Here is a 17,895-nt window from a genome sequence, read left to right as displayed (position 1 = left end):
AGCAGCCCGATGGATACATTGACCCGCATTCGCGCCTTCATCGATGTCGTCGATGCCGAGGGGTTTTCGGCAGCCGCAAGGCGCGTCGGGCGCTCGAAGGCGCTTTTGTCGAAATACGTGCGCGAACTGGAGGACGAGCTCGGCGCCCTGTTGCTCAACCGCACGACCCGGCAATTCTCCCTTACCGAGGCCGGCCATACCTATTACCGGACAGCATCGGAAATCCTGAAGGAAATCGACAACCTTGCCGATCTCGTCCGCGCCAGCAATTCCGACCTCAAGGGCCGCCTGCGTATTTCCGCGCCGCGCACGTTCGTCGATGCGGAAATCGGCCAGTCGCTGATCGATTTCGGCAAGGCGCATCCGGAACTGTCGTTGGAGATCATCTCCGACGACCGTTTCGTCGATCTGGTCGAGGAAGGTTTTGACGTGGCGATCCGTATCACCAAGCTGGAGGATTCGACGCTGATCGCCCGCAAGCTTGATGATTTCCAGGTTCTGTACTGCGCGACACCGGCCTTCCTTGAAGAATTCGGCCCGATCAACCACCCGTCCGAACTGTCGCGGCAGCCCTGCATCATCGACACCAACGGCAGATCCTACAGCAATTGGCGTTTCGTCGAGCCCGACGGCACCGGGTTCAGCGTTCCGGTTGGCGGCCCGATCGAGGTCAACAGCCCGCTCGCCGCCGTCCGCGCGGCTGAGTCCGGCATGGGTATTGCCGGCGTTCCCGATTTCATCGCCCGGCCAAAGGTCGTAGCCGGCACGCTGGTTTCCATTTTCGAAGATTACATCCCGAAGGACCGCGGCATCTACGCGATCTATCCGCACCGGCGCTATCTGCCGACCAAAGTGCGCACCTTCGTCGACTTCCTGCACGCCTGGTTTCGCCAGAACACGGGAAATTGACGGGTTCGCAACGGACCAAAAGTCCCAATTCCGTCCCATTTAACATACATTGCATGGAAGTTGGCTTTGCGCCGAAACAGCCAAAGGAATCATGACAGCATGAAACGATCGTTCCTGCTCCTCACGGCAGCGGCAGTGCTTGCTCCCTGCGCAGCCCTCGCCCACCCCCATATTTTCGCAGAAGCCCGGCTAGAGATCGTTGCCGACAGCACGAACCAGATTACCGAGCTGCGCAATGTCTGGCGCTTCGACGAGCTGTTTTCTGCCAGTGTCGTGATGGATTTCGACAAGAATTCCAATGCGCAGCTCGATCCCGACGAGTTGCAGGAGGTCGGCCAGACCGTTCTCGATTCTCTGCAAGAATACAATTATTACACGACGATCACCGACAACGGCAAAACCATCAAGGTCAACAAGCCGAGCGAAATTACCGCCGACTACAAGGACGGCCAGCTGCTTTTGATGTTTGCTGTCAAGCCGGCCGAGGCGATCCCACTGAAGGGCAACATGTCGTTCGGTGTCTATGACCCCACCATGTACACGGCGATGGATTTTCCAACGGACGGTGACCTCGTTGCGGTCGGCGACCAGCTGAACGCCTGCGAACACAAGGTGGTTCGCCCGGACCCGGATGAAGTGCTTTCGCAGAATCAGGCCAGCCTGACCGACGCCTTCTTCAACGACCCGACCGGAACCGACATGTCGAAGATGTTTGCCACACGAATCGAGTTCAAATGCTGATGGCGCGTCGTCCTGCGCGCCTGATCGGTCTGGCGCTGATCCTTGCAGCCGCTTCCATCAGTATTGCTCACGCGCAGTCGCCGCTTGGCATCGGCACTGCCGAACCATCCTTCAACACCAGTGGTATTTTCGGCGGTTTCTTCGCCTGGATAAACATGGAGCAGCAGCGCTTCTACCATACGCTGACCGAAGCCATCAAAGCCATGCGGGACGACCCTTGGCACCTCTGGTCGCTGATCGGGCTGTCCTTTGCCTATGGCGTCTTCCATGCGGCTGGTCCCGGCCATGGCAAGGCGGTCATTTCCTCCTACATGATCGCCAACGAGACCGAACTGAAGCGCGGCGTGCTCCTGTCGTTCCTGTCATCGATGATGCAAGGCGGCGTTGCCATTCTTCTCGTCGGCGCCGCCTATCTGGTCTTGCGCGGTTCATCAATCTCGATGACACAGGCGACCCATTTCCTCGAAGTGGTCAGCTACGCATTGATCGCGGCTTTTGGCGGATGGCTGCTGTTTCGCAAGCTGCGGGGCATGAGGCAGCGCAGTCTCGCGCCCGCAATGGCGCACGCCAGTCATCACGATCATGGTCATCATACCCACGACCATTCCCATCATCATGGCCATAGCCATGGACCAGGTGAGGTCTGCGACAGCTGCGGCCATGCACATGCTCCCGATCCCTCAATGCTCAAGGGCGACCGGTTCGCGCTCCGCGAGGCTTGGTCAGCGATTATTGCAGTGGGTCTGCGGCCCTGCTCCGGTGCGCTGATCGTGCTCAGCTTCGCGCTTCTGAACGGGCTCTATCTCGGCGGCGTGCTTTCCGTGTTTGCCATGTCGATCGGCACGGCGATCACCGTCTCGGCACTGGCGACACTCGCCGTCACCGCCAAGGACCTCGCCTTGCGTTACGCCTCCAGCGGATCATCCGCCATGCGCATCAGCAATGGCATCGAAATCTCCGGCGCATTGCTGGTGCTGGTGCTGGGCATTCTCCTGCTCGGCGCGTCGCTTCAGGGCTGAGCGCTCAGAGCCCGCGACCACGCTGGTAGCGGGCCCGCAGCCAGAAGATCAGGAAGAAGGCGAGCACGAACACCGCGCCAAAGGCTGCAGCCAGCCAGGGCGAGAACGTGCCGAGCCAGAGCATGATTTTCGGCAGGAAGAAGAAGCCCACCCCGACGACAAGCAGGATGACTGCTGCGGCGATTGCCGGCGAGCGGTCCTTCTTTTCCGGGGTGTTCATGCAGTCTCCTTTTGCGCCAGTTCAGCGCGAATATCTTCAAGCTTGCGCTTCTGTGTGCCGTCTCCAGCGAAATTCTCCGGCGACAGCCAGGCTTCGAAAGAAGCGTTGAGCAGAGGCCATTCGCCGTCAATAATCGAGAACCATGCGGTATCGCGATTGGCGCGCTTCGACAACATATGCTGGCGAAAAACACCTTCGAAGCTGAACCCGAGACGGTTTGCCGTCTTCTTGCTGGCTTCGTTGCGGTTGTCGCATTTCCACTCGTAACGCCGATAGCCCAGGTCTTCGAAGGCGTGCTTGGCCATCAGGTAGTGGACCTCGGTCGAGAGCGGCGAGCGAGCCATCGAGAAAGAGTGGGCAACACCGCCAACCTCGACCACGCCATTGGCCGGATCAGGGCGCATGTAATTGGCCATGCCAACAACATCACCACTTGCCTTGTCATAAAACACTTCGGTGATCCATCCGCCCTTCTGCACGGCCGTCAGCCAGGCATCGAAATCCTCAATGCTGCCGAAATTATCCTGCGCGAAATACTGCAGCCGGGCATTGATCTCCAGCTCGCCAAAAGCCTGCCACAGTGCCTCCAGATGCGCTGCGCGATCATAGGGCACAATGCGGACGTAACGGCCTTCCAGAGTCACCGGCTTTGGAGCCGGGCAACCAGTCCAATTGGTCAAATCACGCATCTGCACACTCCACCAGCGACCACACCATCAACCTTTGAGACCGGCACGGGCAAACCGCGCCGGTCATGACAAAGGCTTTGACGCTGGCATAGGACAGCTCAGGCATCCGCACAAATGCAAAGTGATGATGGATCGATCACCAAGGCGACTTGATCGGCGGCACCGAGGTCTGCGGCGGGTTTGCCTGCGCCTCGATAACCGGGGTTTTGGCCGAAGAGACTGTCGCCTCGATATGATCGATCAGCGCATCGGCAAGACCAAGACGCCCGGCGAGTTGGTCAAGATAACCGCGCTCAGCCCGGCTGTCGGCATCGATAGCAAGACGTGAAGCGGTGTAGAGTTCGACACGTTCTTCCTCGGTCACGGCTGCAGCAACCATGGCATCGAGATCGACGGGCTTGCTCAGCTCTTCGTGCAGGAACTGTTCGGCTTCGGAATCCAGACCGGAGACCTTGACCTTGTCCATGATGCGGGCACGCTCGACATCGTCGATATGGCCGTCGGCACGGGCAGCGGCAATCATGGCGCGGACCAGAACAAGCACGAAATCGTTGCGGATGGTGGCAGGTTCGGTGCTGAACCCGGAATCGGATGGAGGCGGCAGCAGTTCAGGCTGGGCCTGTGCTTCCGGCTGCGCGGCAGGCTCCTTGCCGGCCTGGTAATTCTTGTAGGCCTGATAGCCAAGACCGGCGATGGCGGCGAGACCACCAAGCTTCAGCGCCGAGCCGGCCACCTGACGGCCGGTACCGGTGCCGAGCAGGACAGCAGCAATGGCGCCGGCGGCCAACGGGTTGTCCTTGGCCATCTGCGTCGCCTGTCCGGCGCGATCGCGCACCGTTCCACCGGCACCGGGGATCTGCGAACCCAACAACTGATCCAGCAATTTCTTCGCATCAAACATTCGGTCCACTCCCTTGAGGCCGGTTTCGGTCGGATAGAGACATAGGAATGCAACGAGAGGAATACAAATGAAAGACGGCCGAAATGAAAAAAGCCGGAGACGAGCCCCAGCACCAGCTGACATGTGGTTTGTGGCAAAACTCAGGAGCTTTGCGGCAAACGACCACTTACATCGCGGCTATCGTAAAGTTTCCCGAAAAGCATTCCGAGCACAAATCCCGCCACGTGCCCCGGTTTAGGGTAGCCCCCGTAGATCAGATCGAGCATGACACCGGGAAGGACTACAAGAGAAATCAAGGCCCACGCCTGCTTGCGCTTGAGCGTGCTAGAAAGCGCAAGCACCGTCGCGCATCCAGCAAAAGCAAAGGTTGCTTGTGACGCGCCCGTTCCTACGTTCCACGGTGCTTCAATCAGGATCGGACTTATGGCGGTGGCTATGCCGCCGGCAATAAACCAAACCAGAAATGTCCGCCAACCTCCGACCCTGCTCTCTACCAAACTACCAAGCAGAAACAGGCAGAACGCATTGAGCAGCATATGGGCCTGTTTCGCATGAACGAGCTGAGCGGTGATGAGACGCCAAAGCTCCAGATTCCTTATATCCTCAAAGGTTGTGCCACCGTAGGCTCTGAGGATCGGCATCTTTACAGTGCTGAAAATCTGACCATTGGCAAAATAAGAAACCGATAACGAAACGACTATCGTCAATACTGCCAAGGCCATCGAGACATTCAATCGGCCTGGCCGAAAATTACGCTCCATCAGGGTACTTTCTGCAATCTGGGGCAGTTCCAATCATCTCGAAAATCCTGATTAAAGCGGCGGTTCTGCGACAGGTGAGTGCGCAGACTGCTTCACGACGATATTTCGAACAACACAAGCCGCCCGAAACGCCCATGCCACAAGGCGATTCGATAACAGTATTTATTTTGATCGCACATTTAAGTTAGGGGCTGGGGAGACAAGCCCCGGCCCCTGGAACAATCGAGGCGATCAGCCCCGCAGTGCGAACGCTTCGGCTGCAAGCCTGGTAATGCCAGCCCAGTCGCCCTTGGCAATCAGTTCCTTTGGCGCGACCCAGGAGCCGCCTACGCAGACGACGTTGGGCAGCGACAGATAATCCTTGGCATTCGACAGAGAAATGCCACCGGTCGGGCAGAACAGCGTTCCGGCAAGCGGCGAAGACAGCGACTTCAGATAAGCAGCACCACCCGCCTGTTCGGCCGGGAAGAACTTCATCACCTTGTAGCCTTCTTCGCGCAGACCCATGACTTCGCTGGCCGTGGCAGCGCCCGGCAGAAGCGGAATTTCCGAATCGTTGGCAGCGTCGATCAGTTCCTGCGTCGTGCCGGGGCTGACGATGAATTTTGAGCCCGCCTCGACAGCCGCCTCGTATTGCGCCGCATTGAGGACGGTTCCGGCGCCGGCAACGGCACCTTCGACTTCGTTGGCAACGGCCCGGATGGCTTCAAGAGCCGCCGTCGTGCGCAGGGTAATCTCGATCGCCTTCAATCCACCGGCAACGAGAGCGCGCGCCAGAGGCACGGCGATCGCGAGGTCATCGATGATCAGCACCGGAACAACCGGCTGCAATTTCAGGACGGAAAGAAGTCTATCGGTTTTCTCGCTCATGCCGGACAGCCCTTTTAAAACGATTGAAGTGAGGTTCGAATACTCTTCCCATCCGCTTTTGTCGATACCAAACGGGACCGTCCGAGCCTATTCGGACATGGTGACGCACGGTTAACACCCGAACCCGCGCCGCGCGTTGAGAAAGCGGTAAACTAGCCCGAAGTGCTCGCTTGTTCCAATGTCACAATCCTGTAGTGTTCATTTTATGGGCGGCAAAAACAGCAGGCTTATCAATGGCCAAGGAAATTGAACGCAAGTTTCTGGTGGCATCGGACAGCTGGCGCGACACCGCGGATAGCGGAACGCGCTTTCTGCAAGCCTATATCGTCACCATGGACGACCGATCCGTGCGCATCCGGCTGATGGACGACACGCGGGCCAAGCTGACAATCAAGATCGGTAGCGGCTCGATGACCCGCGACGAATTCGAATATGAGATCTCCGTTGCCGAGGCAAAGGACATGATGTCGATGGCTGTTGGCCTCATCATCGAAAAGACCCGCTATGAAGTCCAGCATCACGGCTTTCTCTGGGAGGTCGATGTCTACAGTGGCGCGCATGAAGGTCTTGTCGTTGCCGAAGTGGAACTCGACGCCGAAGGCGACACACCGGCCCTGCCCGACTGGCTGGGTGCCGAGGTGACCGGGGACCCGCACTACTCGAACCAGTATCTCTCAACCAGCCCGTTGGTATCCAAGGCAGATCATGAGCTATCATATTCGCCCTTCTGAACATTTCACGGCGGAGTTCAAGGCAGTTGGAACAGAGCAGTTGACGCTGGCCGTCACAGCGTTGACGGACCGCCCACAAGGTCTGCCGGAGGCCGTCCACGAGGCGCGAAAGAATTTCAAGAGACTGCGCTCCCTCTATCGCCTCGCCGCCGCCGACATCCCGGCTTTCCGGCGATCGGAAAATGCGCGCATCCGCAACATGGCACGGACGCTCTCGACCTCCCGTGACGCGACCGCGCTTGTCGAGGTCAGCCGGCATCTGCTTGACCACGCCGAGAACAACGACGAACGCGCTGCGTTGAAACGGATCGGCAAGGTGTTGACCGCCCGGCGCGACGAGCGGGCGGCGGAGGGCAGCCAACTGGAAGAATGCGTGGCGGCGGCGATCTCGACCTGCGGCCGGGCACTGGACGCGCTTTCCCGTATCACCTTTCAGGATGGCGGAAAAAAGGGCGCGAGGCGCATCGCCAAGGGTTGGCGCAAGGCACTGGAGAGAGCCGCAGCGGCGCTGCAGGCCTGCGCAGATACCACCGATGCACACCTGTTTCATGAACTGCGCAAACGCAGCCAGGACTACCGTTTTTATCTGGATATTTTGCAACGTCTGTGGCCCTCGGCAATGCATGCAAAGCGGGTCGAGGTCACGAAGATCGTCGATCTGCTTGGCCATCACAACGACCTTGCATTGCTTGCCTCCCTCGTCGATGAACAGCCGCATCTCCTCGGTAAGAGCGAGGACGTCGCCTACCTTCTCTCAGCCGTGATCACCCGCCAGAAAATCCTGCGGGAACAGGCGCTGACCGTTGCCGCTTCGGCTTTTCGCGATGATCCGAAGGCGGAAAGCCGCAAGATCAGGCTCTTGTGGCAGGACGCGGTCTGACGCTGCTCTGCCGGCATTGATACTGCCAATCTCTGGCAGTATGGTCGGGTATGTCCCGCTCCACCCGTCTTCTCGATCTCATCCAGCTTCTACGCACCTACCGGCGGCCGGTCAGTGGCAGCGCGCTCGCGCAGCGCATGGGTATCAGCATCCGCACGCTCTACCGCGATATCGCCACCTTGCAGGCGCAAGGTGCCGACATTCAGGGCGCGCCCGGCTTCGGCTACGTTCTCAAACCCGGCTTCCTGATGCCGCCAATGATGCTGAGTGAACAGGAGATAGAGGCACTGGTGCTCGGCGCGCGCTGGGTGGCAGCGCGGACCGACGACGAGTTGAAGGACGCCGCTGGCAACGCTTTGACAAAGATCGCTGCCGTGCTGCCCGACGATCTGCGCCATGAACTGGAGACGAATTCTCTGCTCGTCTACAATACGCGCGATCTGCGTCTCGGCACCACCGACTTCCCTGCCATTCGCGAGGCCATCCGGCTGGGTATGAAGATCGACATCGACTATGCCGACGTCAACAGCCAGCCGACCACGCGGCGAATCTGGCCTTTTGCGCTTGCCTATTTCGAGGAAACCCGCGTGCTTGCGGCCTGGTGCGAGTTGCGCAACGACTTTCGTCATTTTCGCACCGACCGGTTCACCACCATGACCGTCACCGGCATCCGAATTCCACGCCGGCGCGACCGGCTGCTGGCGGAATGGCGGCGCACGCACAAAGTCCCTCATGACATGTGATCCTACTGCCATAAATTGACAGCATGCCAGAATAGAAAAGTCTCCGAACCCACGAAGAGGAGACTGCCATGAAAACCGATTTTGTTCTGCCTGTCGAAAGCCCGGCCGAGAGCGCCGTTTTCTACATGGCGATGTTCGGTGCACTGCCGTTGGAACTGTCGCCGAGCTATGCAGTCGTCCTGATGAATGACGCACTGAAACTTGGCCTGGCAAGGAAGAGGCTACCGGCGAATGTGAATGCCAGCGACACCGAGTTGCCGATCTTCGTCGCCGGGCGTGAAGGTGTCGATGCCCTTCACGATGAATGGCGCAGGAAAGGTGTGACGATCCTGCAGGAGCCCATCTCGTCGGACAGTGACTATACCTTCACTTGCACCGATCCGGACGGCCATCGCCTGCGTGTGTTCACGCCGCAAGCCGCCTGAGCGATCATACCGGCCGCACACCCGATTGCGTGCGCGGCCGGAAAGCTGTATTTCACGCCGCATGACAGACATTCTTCAAACCCCTCGCCCGCAAGACAGCGGCCAGTTTCTGGTGGCTGCGCTTTATCATTTTGCCGCGTTTGGACGCTTCGCCGACTTTCGCGAACCGCTGCAGACCATCTGCGATGACAATGGCGTCAAGGGCACGTTGCTGCTGGCGCACGAGGGTATCAACGGCACGATTGCCGGGCCGGAAGACGGCATTAGAGCCGTCCTGACGTTCCTGCGCGCCCAGCCGGAATTCGCAGGTCTCGAGCACAAGGAAAGCTGGGCATCGTCCATGCCGTTCCTGCGCATGAAGGCGCGATTGAAGAAAGAGATCGTCACCATGGGCGTCGAGGATATCGACCCCAACAAGATCGTCGGCACCTATGTGGCGCCGAAGGACTGGAACGCGCTGATCTCCGATCCGGATACGCTGGTGATCGATACCCGCAACGATTACGAGACGGCCATCGGCATGTTCCGCGGCGCGGTTGATCCCCACACCAAGAGTTTTCGTGAATTCCCCGATTGGGTGAAGAACAATGCCGATCTCGCCGCCAAGCCGAAGATCGCCATGTACTGCACCGGCGGCATCCGCTGCGAGAAGGCGACAGCCTTCATGAAGGAGCAAGGCTTTGACGAGGTCTATCACCTCAAGGGCGGTATCCTGAAATATCTGGAGGACATGCCGGAAGAGGAAAGCCTCTGGGACGGCGCCTGCTTCGTCTTCGACGACCGCGTCTCGGTCACACACGGCCTGAAGGAAGGCGAGCATACACTCTGCCACGCTTGCCGCCAGCCGCTAACACCGCAGGACCTTCTGTCACCGCATCACGAACATGGCGTGACCTGCGTCCATTGCCATGACACCCGCACTGAAGACGACCGCCAGCGCTACCGCCAGCGGCAGCAGCAGATGGACCTGGCAAAGAAACGCGGTGAACGGCATCTGGGTAGTTGAGAACAGCCCCGGATGCAGGGCGGCCTTTTGGCCGATTAGCCGGCGGCGTTTAAAGCGCCCTCACCCGGCCTTGTGATTGCCTTTCGGAAACTGTTCGGCCAGCTCCTTGTACCAGTGACCGCTCTTCTTGATGGTACGGACCTGGGTATCATAGTCGACATGGACAATGCCGAAACGCATCTTGTAGCCTTCCGCCCACTCGAAATTGTCCATCAGGCTCCAGGCGAAATAACCCTTCATCGGATAGCCTTCGGTGATCAGGTCCGCCGTGACGGCAAGGTGAGCGGCGACGTAATCCAACCGTGGTTGGTCATCGACCACGCCATTTTCGAGGCCCATATTGTAGGCGGCACCATTTTCGGTGATGTAGCAATCCGGTAGCGCGTAACGGTCGTTGACCGTGCGGATGAGATCGCCCAGCGCCTGCGGAAACACTTCCCAGCCAATATCGGTCTTCACATCGCTGACCGGCTTGGCATTGATCGTCGCCGGGAATTCGGCGCCTTCAGCCGGATCATGGGACACACGCATTGGCGTATAATAGTTGACGCCCCACCAGTCGGTCTTCTGGCTGATCGTCGCCATATCACCATCCTCGATGGCCGGCATGCGATGGCCGAGGGCGGAGAGGAAGCTCTCCGGGTATTCGCCCTTGAAGATCGGGCCGAAAAAGACGCCGTTGTGGAAGTCGAAGGCGCGTTCGGCCGCTGCCTTGTCTTCAGCGCTCGCGCTTCCGGCATAGACATGCATCGGGTTGATGACGATGCCGACCGGCAGGTTCGGCTGCAGGTCGCGAACAGTGGCAACGCCGAGGCCATGGGCAAGATTGGTGAAATGCAGCGCATGAAGGGCTGCATCCATGTTGCGCTCACCCGGCGCGTGGATGCCGTAGAGATGGCTGAGCCAGACGGAGCACCACGGCTCATTGAAAGTCGCCACCGCATCCAGCCGGTCGCCGAGACGGGCAATGACGGTTTTCGCATAGCGTTGGTAGGCGTAGGCCGTTGTCCGGGCCGTCCAGCCTCCATCACCCATCAGCGAAAGCGGAAGATCCCAATGGTAGAGCGTGGCGAAGGCCTTGATGTTGCGCTGCTTCAGGCCATCGACGAGACGATCGTAGAAATCCAGCCCTTTCTCATTGATCGGTCCAGTGCCTTCCGGGATGATGCGCGGCCAGGCAATCGAGAAACGGTAGGCCTCGACGCCGAGGCTCTGGATCAGGTCGAGGTCTTCATCCAGCCGGTTGTAATGATCGCAGGCGATATCGCCGTTGTGGCCCTGATAGACGCGACCGGGCATGTTGGAAAAGGCATCCCAGATAGAAGGCTTGCGGCCATCTGCCTTGGTGGCGCCTTCGATCTGGAAGGAGGCGGTCGCGACACCGAAAATGAAGTCGCCGGGGAAACGCTCAGCCAGTTTGTTTGCTTCGATCATCTCGTTCTCATCGGATTTGCGCGGCAGCAAACAGCCTTCGCTCCGCGTCAGTCAGGAAATCTGAAACGTTGCAGTAATCTGGAACGGTCAAAAGTCAACCGTAGAATCGCCGAGAACCGGTCGCCCCACCCATTTGGGGGTGGAGCGATTGACAGCAGAGAATGCCTTTTGATCAGACCTTGATCCAAGCCCCATTGCGCTTGGACGATTGGACGCAGGCATCGACGAAGACCATGCCCTTCATGCCATCGTCGATTGTCGGATAGATGACAGCCGGATCGACGGCCACGCCCTTGCGCTTGGCAAAGATGGCGCGGGCGGCTTCGGTGTAGATATTGGCGAAGCCTTCGAGATAGCCTTCCGGATGTCCGGACGGGATGCGAGACACGCGGGCAGCGGCCGGGCCGGAGCCTGCACCAGCGCGGGTGATCAGCCGCTTCGGCTCGCCGAATGGCGTGTACCAGAGGTAGTTCGGGTCCTTCTGTGTCCATTCGAGGCCGCCCTTGGTGCCATAGACCCGGACCATCAGGCCGTTCTCATGACCTGGGGCCACTTGGCTGCACCAGAGCATGCCCTTGGCGCGCTGGCCGCCCTTTGCCTTGAAGCGCATCATCACATGGGCGTTGTCATCAAGGGCCCGCCCTTCGACGAAACTGTCGAGATCGGCGGCAAGCTCTTCCAACTCAAGGCCGGAAACGAAAGCGCCGAGATTATAGGCATGCGTGCCGATATCGCCGGTAGAACCACCTGCTCCGGACTTCGAAGGGTCGGTGCGCCATGCGGCCTGCTTCTGGCCAGACTGTTCAATATTCTCCGTCAGCCAATCCTGCGGATATTCCATCTGGACGAGCCGAACAGCACCGATATCGCCATTGGCAATCATCTCGCGGGCCTGACGGACCATCGGATAACCGGTGTAATTGTGGGTGAGCACGAACAGCGCATCGCTCTCGTCGGCCAGCTTCTTCAGCTTCTTGGCATCTGCAAGCGTCGAGGTCAGCGGCTTGTCGCAGATCACATGGATGCCGCGCTTCAGGAACTCACGTGCCGCCTCGTAGTGCACATGGTTCGGCGTGACGATGGCAACGGCTTCGATGCCGTTTTTCAGCTTGGCCTCGCGGATCGCCATTTCCTTGAAATCGGAATAGCTGCGCAACGGATCAAGACCAAGCTCGGCGCCCGAAATCTTAGCCTTTTCCGGGGTCGATGAAAGCGCGCCGGCAACCAGCTCGAAATGATCGTCAAGCCGCGCGGCCATGCGGTGGACGGCGCCAATGAATGCGCCCGAACCGCCGCCGACCATGCCGAGGCGAATGCGCTTTTCCCGAACCTCAGTGGTTCCTTCGATTGCCATGGAGTTCTCCCTTTGGATTTTTGAATTTGCGGAGACCGCGATTACCCCCTCTCCCCGTTTACGGGGAGAGGGTTGGGGTGAGGGGCATGGCTCGAGCTCTAAGTCTGATTGCCAGCAATATTCGGCGGCCCCTCATCCGACCCTTCGGGCCACCTTCTCCCCGCGAGCAGGGAGAAGGAAAGTGCTAAAGTCCGAGCATACGTCGGTTAGCCGCGTCGTCCGTACCGCTGTCAGCGAAATCGTCGAAGGCTTTTTCGGTGACGCGGATGATGTGGTGCTTGACGAACTCGGCGCCTTCGCGGGCACCGTCTTCCGGATGCTTCAGCGCGCATTCCCATTCGACCACGGCCCAGCCATCGAAATTATTGGCCGTCAGCTTCGAGAACACCGCGCCGAAATCGACCTGACCGTCGCCCGGCGAGCGGAAGCGCCCTGCACGATTGACCCAGCCCTGATAGCCACCATAGACGCCCTGGCGCCCTGTCGGATTGAACTCGGCGTCCTTGACGTGGAACATCTTGATGCGCTCGTGATAGATGTCGATGTTGTCGAGATAATCCAGGCACTGAAGAATATAGTGTGAGGGATCGTAAAGCATGTTGGCACGGGGATGGTTGCCGACGCGATCGAGGAACATCTCGAAGGTAACGCCGTCATGCAGATCCTCGCCCGGATGGATCTCGTAGGCGATATCGACACCGCAGTCTTCGGCATGATCGAGGATCGGCGTCCAGCGGCGGGCGAGTTCGTCGAAAGCGGTTTCGACCAGACCGGCCGGGCGCTGCGGCCACGGATACATGAACGGCCAAGCCAGAGCCCCGGAGAAGGTCGCGTGCGCCTTGATGCCCAGATGCTTGGAGGCCGTCAGCGCCATCTTGACCTGTTCGACGGCCCATTCCTGACGCGCCTTGGGATTGCCGCGCACCTCAGGCGCTGCAAAACCATCAAAGGCCTCGTCATAGACCGGATTGACGGCGACCAGCTGGCCCTGGAGATGGGTTGAAAGCTCTGTGACCTCAATGCCATTTTCGCGGGCCTTGCCGGCGAATTCGTCGCAATAATCCTTGGACGACGCGGCCTTTTTCAGATCGATCAGCTGACTGGCCCAAGTCGGAACCTGAACGCCGATATAGCCGCAATCAGCAGCCCATTTGGTGATCGAATCCCACGAATTGAAGGGAGCGGCATCACCCGCAAATTGTCCGAGAAAGAGCGCGGGGCCTTTGATGGTTTTCATATCAGATTCCTCCCTGACTATCGACCGTAAACGTTTCCGTTGTGTTTCAGAAGGTCATTCGCCGTAGACAGGGCGCCTTCCTGCGACAATTGCCATCCCGTTGGGACGGCTAGAATTCCAGTGCGCGGGAACCTAATCATGGTCTTCCATCTGCGGCAAGAGGTACGTGCAGCAAAAACTGAAAAGGGCTGACAGATCCGGTCCGGACAAGAAAAAGGCGCCCGCTTTCGACGGGCGCCCGGTCATTAGCTTGGCCGATCAGAACGGTGAATCGGGGAAGTAGAAATCCTTGGCATTGTCCTTGGTCACGAGCGTTGCGTCGATCGTGTAGACGCCACGAACCGGAACCTGGCCGTAGAAGTTGGCAACGGTCATTTCGAGCGCGGTACCAACCATTGCCGGCGGATAGAGCACGTCGACCGGGATCATCTTGTCGCCGTCCATGACCTTCTTGATCATGTCCTTCGAACCGGCACCGGCTACGACATACTGAATGTCGGTGCGCTTGGCCTGGTCGATCGCCTGCAGTACGCCAACAGCCATGTCGTCGTCCTGGCACCATACGACGTCGATCTTCGGGTATTTGGTCAGGTAGTCCTGCATGACCTTGAAGGCATCGTCGCGGTTCCAGTTGCCGAACTGGCGGTCGAGAACCTTGACATTGGAACCTGCGATACCCTTGTCGAAGCCGTCCTGACGCTGCTGGTCGATCGGGATCGGCAGGCCGCGGATGATGACGACTTCGGCGTCTGGTGTCGTTGCCTTGATATATTCGCCGGCCGTCTGGCCAAGCGCCGGGTTGTTGCCGGCAACATAGAGGTCACGCACGGTATTGTCGTTGACCGACGGTGCGCGATCGACGATGGCGACGAACGTACCCTTGCTCTTGACTTCCTTGATGGCGTTGACCAGCGGATCCGGGTCGGACGGCAGGATGACCAGCGCGTCGATGCCCTGAGTCTCAAGGTCCTGCACAGCATTGGCCTGGCTCGCCGGATCCGGCGACGTCTTGACGATGACGTTGAGGCCCGGATGCTGCGACATCAACAGCTTGGCGACACGTTCAGCATGGAACACGACACCCGAGGTCCAGCCATGGTCGGCGGCCGGGATCGAAACGCCGATCGTGACCTTCTTTTCCTCCTGCGCGTGGGCAACGCTGGTCAGCGCCATGACGGCGACGGCGGCTGCGCCCAATAGTCCTTTACGCATGTTTCTCTCTCCCTAGTGAATGCGGGTCTAACAGTCCTTACCGGGCGACCCCCTGAACCCGGTTATTCACGATTTCCGCACCAGCGAGCGCTGGACGAGCATCGCAACGATGATGATCGTGCCCTGAATGGCGCCGATCAGATATTCGCTGATGAAATTGGACAGCAGCATGATGTTACCGACAAGCTCCAGAATGAAGGCGCCGCAGATCGTCCCCCAGACCCGGCCGGCTCCGCCCTTCAACGCAGTGCCGCCGACGACGACAGCCGTGATTGCCTGGAGTTCCCACAGGATGCCGGTGGTGGCCGAGGTTGAGCCGAGACGTGGCACATAGAGAAGAACCGCAATCGCCACGCACAACCCCTGAATGACGAAGGCGATAGTACGTACCCGGTTGACCGGAATGCCGGAATAACGGGCAACATCGGCATTCGAACCGACGGCGACGACGTGCCGGCCATAGCGGGTGCGGTAGAGAATGAAGGCCGCAACGCAGGTGACCGCCAGGATCACCGCAATCGGCACGGGCAAACCGAGGATGGAACCGAAATAGGCCGGCCGGTACATTTCCTGCAGCGCCGGGTCCTTCAGCGTAATCGCCCCGCCCTGAGACAGCCATGTCGTCAGGCCGCGATAGATACCCATGGTGCCGAGCGTGGCGATGAACGGCTCGATCCTGCCGACTGTGGTAATCAGGCCGTTTGCCAGACCACAGAGGGATCCTGCGACGACGGCGAAAAGCACCGCCGCCGTCAGCATCAGGGCCGGATCGGCGATGACGCCGGAGTTCATGAACAGGATCATCAGGCTGGCGACGAAGGCAACCATAGCACCGACCGACAGATCAAGATCGCCGGAGGAAATGACAAACGTCGCGCCAATCGCAATGATAGCGATGAAGGCGCTGCGGGTTGCCACGTTGGCAAGATTGTTCAGCCCGATGAAGTTCGGATTGACGATTGCCCCGAGGATGAGAAGCAGCACCAATGCCGCAAACGGCGCAACGGCCCGAAGGTCGACGTCCCGCCAGCTCCGGCGCCGCACGTCCCGGGTTTCCTCATTCACGCTCGTGTCCACTCCAACCTCCCGTCCCATTATCCCTGGGGTTTGTTTTTCAGTGCGCCGCTTGTGCCTGCACAGTTCAGGCCGCAGCCTTTTTCTTCAGTCCGGCCGCATAGCGCATGATCTCCTGTTCGGATATTTCATCGCCTTCCAGCATGCCGACAATCCGCCCCTCGCGCATCACCGCGACGCGGGTGCAAAGGCCGATCACCTCCGGCATTTCGGAGGAGACGACGATGATCGAGCGTCCGTCACGCGCCAGTGCCGAGATGAAATGATAGATTTGCTGCTTGGTGCCGACATCGATGCCGCGGGTGGGTTCATCGATGATGATGATCTCGGGCTCTGTCTCCATGACCTTGGCGAGCAGCAGCTTCTGCTGGTTGCCGCCGGACATGCGGCCAGCCACGACATTGCCATCGCGCACCCGGATATCGAAGCGGCGACGGGCGCGCTCCAATGCCTGCGCCTCGCTGGCGGGGCTGAGATAGCCAAGCTTGCCGTGATTTTCGAGCGATTGCAGCGTCAGGTTTGCAGTCATGCGCGAATTGAGCAGCAGTCCCTTCGACTTGCGGTCCTTGGTCATATAGGCAAGCCCGCGCCGGTTGGCGGCATGCACATCGCCGGATGGCACCGTTTCACCGCGGATGATAACTTCGCCGGAGGCGCGCGACCTCAACCCGGCAATCGCTTCCATCAGCTCCGTACGACCGGAGCCGATCATGCCGGAAAACCCGAGGATTTCACCCTTGCGGACCTCGAACGTCGCGTCCTTGACATAGCCGGTCGATAGCGCATCGATGCTGAGCACAATCTCTTCGTCGACATTGGGTTCGCGTTTGGCCGGATAGAGCTTTGACAGTTCGCGCCCGACCATCAACTGGGCGATCGACTCGCCGTCGAGGATCGATGTCGGCGAGGTCTTGATCCATTGACCATCGCGCAGCACCGTCACCCGGTCGGTCAGTTCCATGACCTCATCGAGCTTGTGCGACACGAAGACGAAGCTCGTGCCCTGGTCGCGCAGCTTGCGCACCTGCTTGAACAGGAAATTGGTTTCTTCGCGGGAAAGCACCGCGGTCGGCTCGTCCATGAAGACCACGCGCGCATCGCGGCTGATGGCCTTGGCGATCTCGACCATCTGCTTGTCGGCGATGGACAGCGAACTGATCATTGCATTTTCATCGACATGCGATCCGAGCAGATCGAGGACGCGCCGCGTTTCGACCCGCATGTACTTGCGGTCGAGTACGCCAAAGCGGGTGACTTCGCGTCCGAGAAACAGGCTCTCAGAGACGGTCAGGTGTTCGGCAAGATTGAATTCCTGGTGAATGATGACGATGCCGAGCGCTTCGGCCGCGCCATTCGGCGGCAGCTTGACTGCATGTCCATCGAGGATGATTTCGCCGGAGGTTGGCTGCTCGAAACCAGAGAGAATCTTGACGAGCGTGGACTTGCCGGCGCCGTTTTCGCCCATCAAAGCGTGGATTTCGCCGGCACGGAGTTCGAAGTCGACGCCGAACAAGACCTGCACGCCGTTGAACGACTTGCTGATGCGCCGTGCGGACAGCACGACCGCGCCGTCACCGGCGCCACTGGTCTGCGAACTCATGAATTCCTCCCTGCGGCTCCCGTCCGCTTTATGCTATGTAAACCTTTACATAGACCATGTAAAGGTTTACATCAGGGCATAACTGAGAA

General features: G+C 59.3%; 19 protein-coding genes. 8 read left to right on the top strand and 11 right to left on the bottom strand.

Annotation, left to right across the window (positions count from 1 at the left end; translation table 11 throughout):
• The first annotated feature begins 9 nt into the window (after positions 1-9).
• From R6X40_RS11255 to R6X40_RS11245, 3 genes are all read left to right on the top strand, one after another.
• Positions 10-909 (top strand): LysR family transcriptional regulator, encoded by a 900-nt coding sequence (locus R6X40_RS11255; protein ID WP_318413610.1) that lies wholly within the window; start codon positions 10-12, stop codon positions 907-909.
• Positions 910-1,008: 99 nt separating this feature from the next.
• Positions 1,009-1,650 carry a DUF1007 family protein gene (locus tag R6X40_RS11250; protein ID WP_318413607.1) on the top strand — a complete coding sequence of 214 codons (642 nt, stop codon included), beginning with the start codon at positions 1,009-1,011 and terminating at the stop codon, positions 1,648-1,650.
• A complete protein-coding gene (locus R6X40_RS11245) occupies positions 1,644-2,669 on the top strand; it encodes a nickel/cobalt transporter (protein WP_318413604.1) in 1,026 nt (341 codons plus the stop codon). Before R6X40_RS11250 ends, R6X40_RS11245 begins: the two co-directional genes overlap by 7 nt.
• A gap of 4 nt (positions 2,670-2,673) precedes the next feature.
• Here the strand turns inward: R6X40_RS11245 and R6X40_RS11240 are convergent, their stop codons facing one another.
• The 5 genes from R6X40_RS11240 to R6X40_RS11220 all read right to left on the bottom strand — a co-directional run bounded on the left by R6X40_RS11240 (position 2,674) and on the right by R6X40_RS11220 (position 6,110).
• Positions 2,674-2,889 (bottom strand): hypothetical protein, encoded by a 216-nt coding sequence (locus R6X40_RS11240; RefSeq protein WP_318413602.1) that lies wholly within the window; start codon positions 2,887-2,889, stop codon positions 2,674-2,676.
• Positions 2,886-3,578, bottom strand: coding sequence for a GNAT family protein (locus R6X40_RS11235; protein WP_318413599.1), 693 nt, complete (start codon positions 3,576-3,578; stop codon positions 2,886-2,888). Before R6X40_RS11235 ends, R6X40_RS11240 begins: the two co-directional genes overlap by 4 nt.
• Before the next feature lie 136 nt (positions 3,579-3,714).
• On the bottom strand, positions 3,715-4,479 hold the full coding sequence (locus R6X40_RS11230) for a tellurite resistance TerB family protein (protein ID WP_318413596.1): 765 nt from the start codon (positions 4,477-4,479) through the stop codon (positions 3,715-3,717).
• Between the two features lie 140 nt (positions 4,480-4,619).
• Positions 4,620-5,273: a rhomboid family intramembrane serine protease gene (locus R6X40_RS11225; protein WP_318413593.1), complete on the bottom strand. Its 654-nt coding sequence runs from the start codon at positions 5,271-5,273 to the stop codon at positions 4,620-4,622.
• A 198-nt stretch (positions 5,274-5,471) separates the two neighbouring features.
• Positions 5,472-6,110, bottom strand: a complete 639-nt coding sequence (locus R6X40_RS11220) for a 2-dehydro-3-deoxy-phosphogluconate aldolase (RefSeq protein WP_318413590.1) — start codon at positions 6,108-6,110, stop codon at positions 5,472-5,474.
• Positions 6,111-6,343: 233 nt separating this feature from the next.
• Between R6X40_RS11220 and R6X40_RS11215 the strand changes: the two genes are divergently transcribed.
• From R6X40_RS11215 to R6X40_RS11195, 5 genes are all read left to right on the top strand, one after another.
• Positions 6,344-6,841, top strand: a complete 498-nt coding sequence (locus R6X40_RS11215) for a CYTH domain-containing protein (protein WP_318413587.1) — start codon at positions 6,344-6,346, stop codon at positions 6,839-6,841.
• The gene (locus R6X40_RS11210; protein ID WP_318413584.1) at positions 6,816-7,721 is read left to right on the top strand and encodes a CHAD domain-containing protein; all 906 of its coding nucleotides are present in this window, start codon (positions 6,816-6,818) and stop codon (positions 7,719-7,721) included. The genes R6X40_RS11215 and R6X40_RS11210 overlap by 26 nt, the downstream gene beginning before the upstream one ends.
• A 50-nt stretch (positions 7,722-7,771) precedes the next feature.
• On the top strand, positions 7,772-8,464 hold the full coding sequence (locus R6X40_RS11205; protein WP_318413582.1) for a YafY family protein: 693 nt from the start codon (positions 7,772-7,774) through the stop codon (positions 8,462-8,464).
• A gap of 68 nt (positions 8,465-8,532) precedes the next feature.
• Positions 8,533-8,889, top strand: a complete 357-nt coding sequence (locus R6X40_RS11200; protein ID WP_318413580.1) for a VOC family protein — start codon at positions 8,533-8,535, stop codon at positions 8,887-8,889.
• A gap of 61 nt (positions 8,890-8,950) precedes the next feature.
• Positions 8,951-9,895, top strand: a complete 945-nt coding sequence (locus R6X40_RS11195) for a rhodanese-related sulfurtransferase (protein WP_318413577.1) — start codon at positions 8,951-8,953, stop codon at positions 9,893-9,895.
• Between the two features lie 60 nt (positions 9,896-9,955).
• Here the strand turns inward: R6X40_RS11195 and R6X40_RS11190 are convergent, their stop codons facing one another.
• From R6X40_RS11190 to R6X40_RS11165, 6 genes are all read right to left on the bottom strand, one after another.
• Complete coding sequence (locus R6X40_RS11190) at positions 9,956-11,329, bottom strand: GH1 family beta-glucosidase (protein ID WP_318413574.1); 1,374 nt, start codon at positions 11,327-11,329, stop codon at positions 9,956-9,958.
• A gap of 172 nt (positions 11,330-11,501) precedes the next feature.
• Positions 11,502-12,683, bottom strand: coding sequence for a Gfo/Idh/MocA family oxidoreductase (locus R6X40_RS11185; protein WP_318413571.1), 1,182 nt, complete (start codon positions 12,681-12,683; stop codon positions 11,502-11,504).
• Between the two features lie 184 nt (positions 12,684-12,867).
• Positions 12,868-13,920 carry a sugar phosphate isomerase/epimerase gene (locus tag R6X40_RS11180; protein ID WP_318413569.1) on the bottom strand — a complete coding sequence of 351 codons (1,053 nt, stop codon included), beginning with the start codon at positions 13,918-13,920 and terminating at the stop codon, positions 12,868-12,870.
• Positions 13,921-14,178: 258 nt separating this feature from the next.
• A complete protein-coding gene (locus R6X40_RS11175) occupies positions 14,179-15,132 on the bottom strand; it encodes a substrate-binding domain-containing protein (RefSeq protein ID WP_318413567.1) in 954 nt (317 codons plus the stop codon).
• 66 nt (positions 15,133-15,198) lie between these two features.
• Positions 15,199-16,227 (bottom strand): ABC transporter permease, encoded by a 1,029-nt coding sequence (locus R6X40_RS11170; RefSeq protein ID WP_318413565.1) that lies wholly within the window; start codon positions 16,225-16,227, stop codon positions 15,199-15,201.
• A 46-nt stretch (positions 16,228-16,273) separates the two neighbouring features.
• Entirely contained in the window at positions 16,274-17,806 is a 1,533-nt protein-coding gene (locus R6X40_RS11165) for a sugar ABC transporter ATP-binding protein (protein ID WP_318413563.1), read from the bottom strand.
• Between the last annotated feature and the right edge of the window lie 89 nt (positions 17,807-17,895).

Origin of the sequence: Rhizobium sp. PL01 (assembly GCF_033447125.1) — a bacterium.
Classification (GTDB): domain Bacteria; phylum Pseudomonadota; class Alphaproteobacteria; order Rhizobiales; family Rhizobiaceae; genus Pararhizobium.
Note: the sequence above shows the minus strand (reverse complement) of the source record. Positions and strands in the feature narration are given on the sequence as shown.

Coding starts and splice junctions, on each gene's coding strand:
- R6X40_RS11175 (WP_318413567.1), bottom strand. CDS start 15,132: ATGCGTAAAGGACTATTGGGCGCAGCCGCCGTCGCCGTCATGGCGCTG.
- R6X40_RS11235 (WP_318413599.1), bottom strand. CDS start 3,578: ATGCGTGATTTGACCAATTGGACTGGTTGCCCGGCTCCAAAGCCGGTG.
- R6X40_RS11200 (WP_318413580.1), top strand. CDS start 8,533: ATGAAAACCGATTTTGTTCTGCCTGTCGAAAGCCCGGCCGAGAGCGCC.
- R6X40_RS11165 (WP_318413563.1), bottom strand. CDS start 17,806: ATGAGTTCGCAGACCAGTGGCGCCGGTGACGGCGCGGTCGTGCTGTCC.
- R6X40_RS11240 (WP_318413602.1), bottom strand. CDS start 2,889: ATGAACACCCCGGAAAAGAAGGACCGCTCGCCGGCAATCGCCGCAGCA.
- R6X40_RS11245 (WP_318413604.1), top strand. CDS start 1,644: ATGCTGATGGCGCGTCGTCCTGCGCGCCTGATCGGTCTGGCGCTGATC.
- R6X40_RS11250 (WP_318413607.1), top strand. CDS start 1,009: ATGAAACGATCGTTCCTGCTCCTCACGGCAGCGGCAGTGCTTGCTCCC.
- R6X40_RS11195 (WP_318413577.1), top strand. CDS start 8,951: ATGACAGACATTCTTCAAACCCCTCGCCCGCAAGACAGCGGCCAGTTT.
- R6X40_RS11220 (WP_318413590.1), bottom strand. CDS start 6,110: ATGAGCGAGAAAACCGATAGACTTCTTTCCGTCCTGAAATTGCAGCCG.
- R6X40_RS11180 (WP_318413569.1), bottom strand. CDS start 13,920: ATGAAAACCATCAAAGGCCCCGCGCTCTTTCTCGGACAATTTGCGGGT.
- R6X40_RS11215 (WP_318413587.1), top strand. CDS start 6,344: ATGGCCAAGGAAATTGAACGCAAGTTTCTGGTGGCATCGGACAGCTGG.
- R6X40_RS11205 (WP_318413582.1), top strand. CDS start 7,772: ATGTCCCGCTCCACCCGTCTTCTCGATCTCATCCAGCTTCTACGCACC.
- R6X40_RS11210 (WP_318413584.1), top strand. CDS start 6,816: ATGAGCTATCATATTCGCCCTTCTGAACATTTCACGGCGGAGTTCAAG.
- R6X40_RS11190 (WP_318413574.1), bottom strand. CDS start 11,329: ATGATCGAAGCAAACAAACTGGCTGAGCGTTTCCCCGGCGACTTCATT.
- R6X40_RS11185 (WP_318413571.1), bottom strand. CDS start 12,683: ATGGCAATCGAAGGAACCACTGAGGTTCGGGAAAAGCGCATTCGCCTC.
- R6X40_RS11170 (WP_318413565.1), bottom strand. CDS start 16,227: ATGGGACGGGAGGTTGGAGTGGACACGAGCGTGAATGAGGAAACCCGG.
- R6X40_RS11255 (WP_318413610.1), top strand. CDS start 10: ATGGATACATTGACCCGCATTCGCGCCTTCATCGATGTCGTCGATGCC.
- R6X40_RS11230 (WP_318413596.1), bottom strand. CDS start 4,479: ATGTTTGATGCGAAGAAATTGCTGGATCAGTTGTTGGGTTCGCAGATC.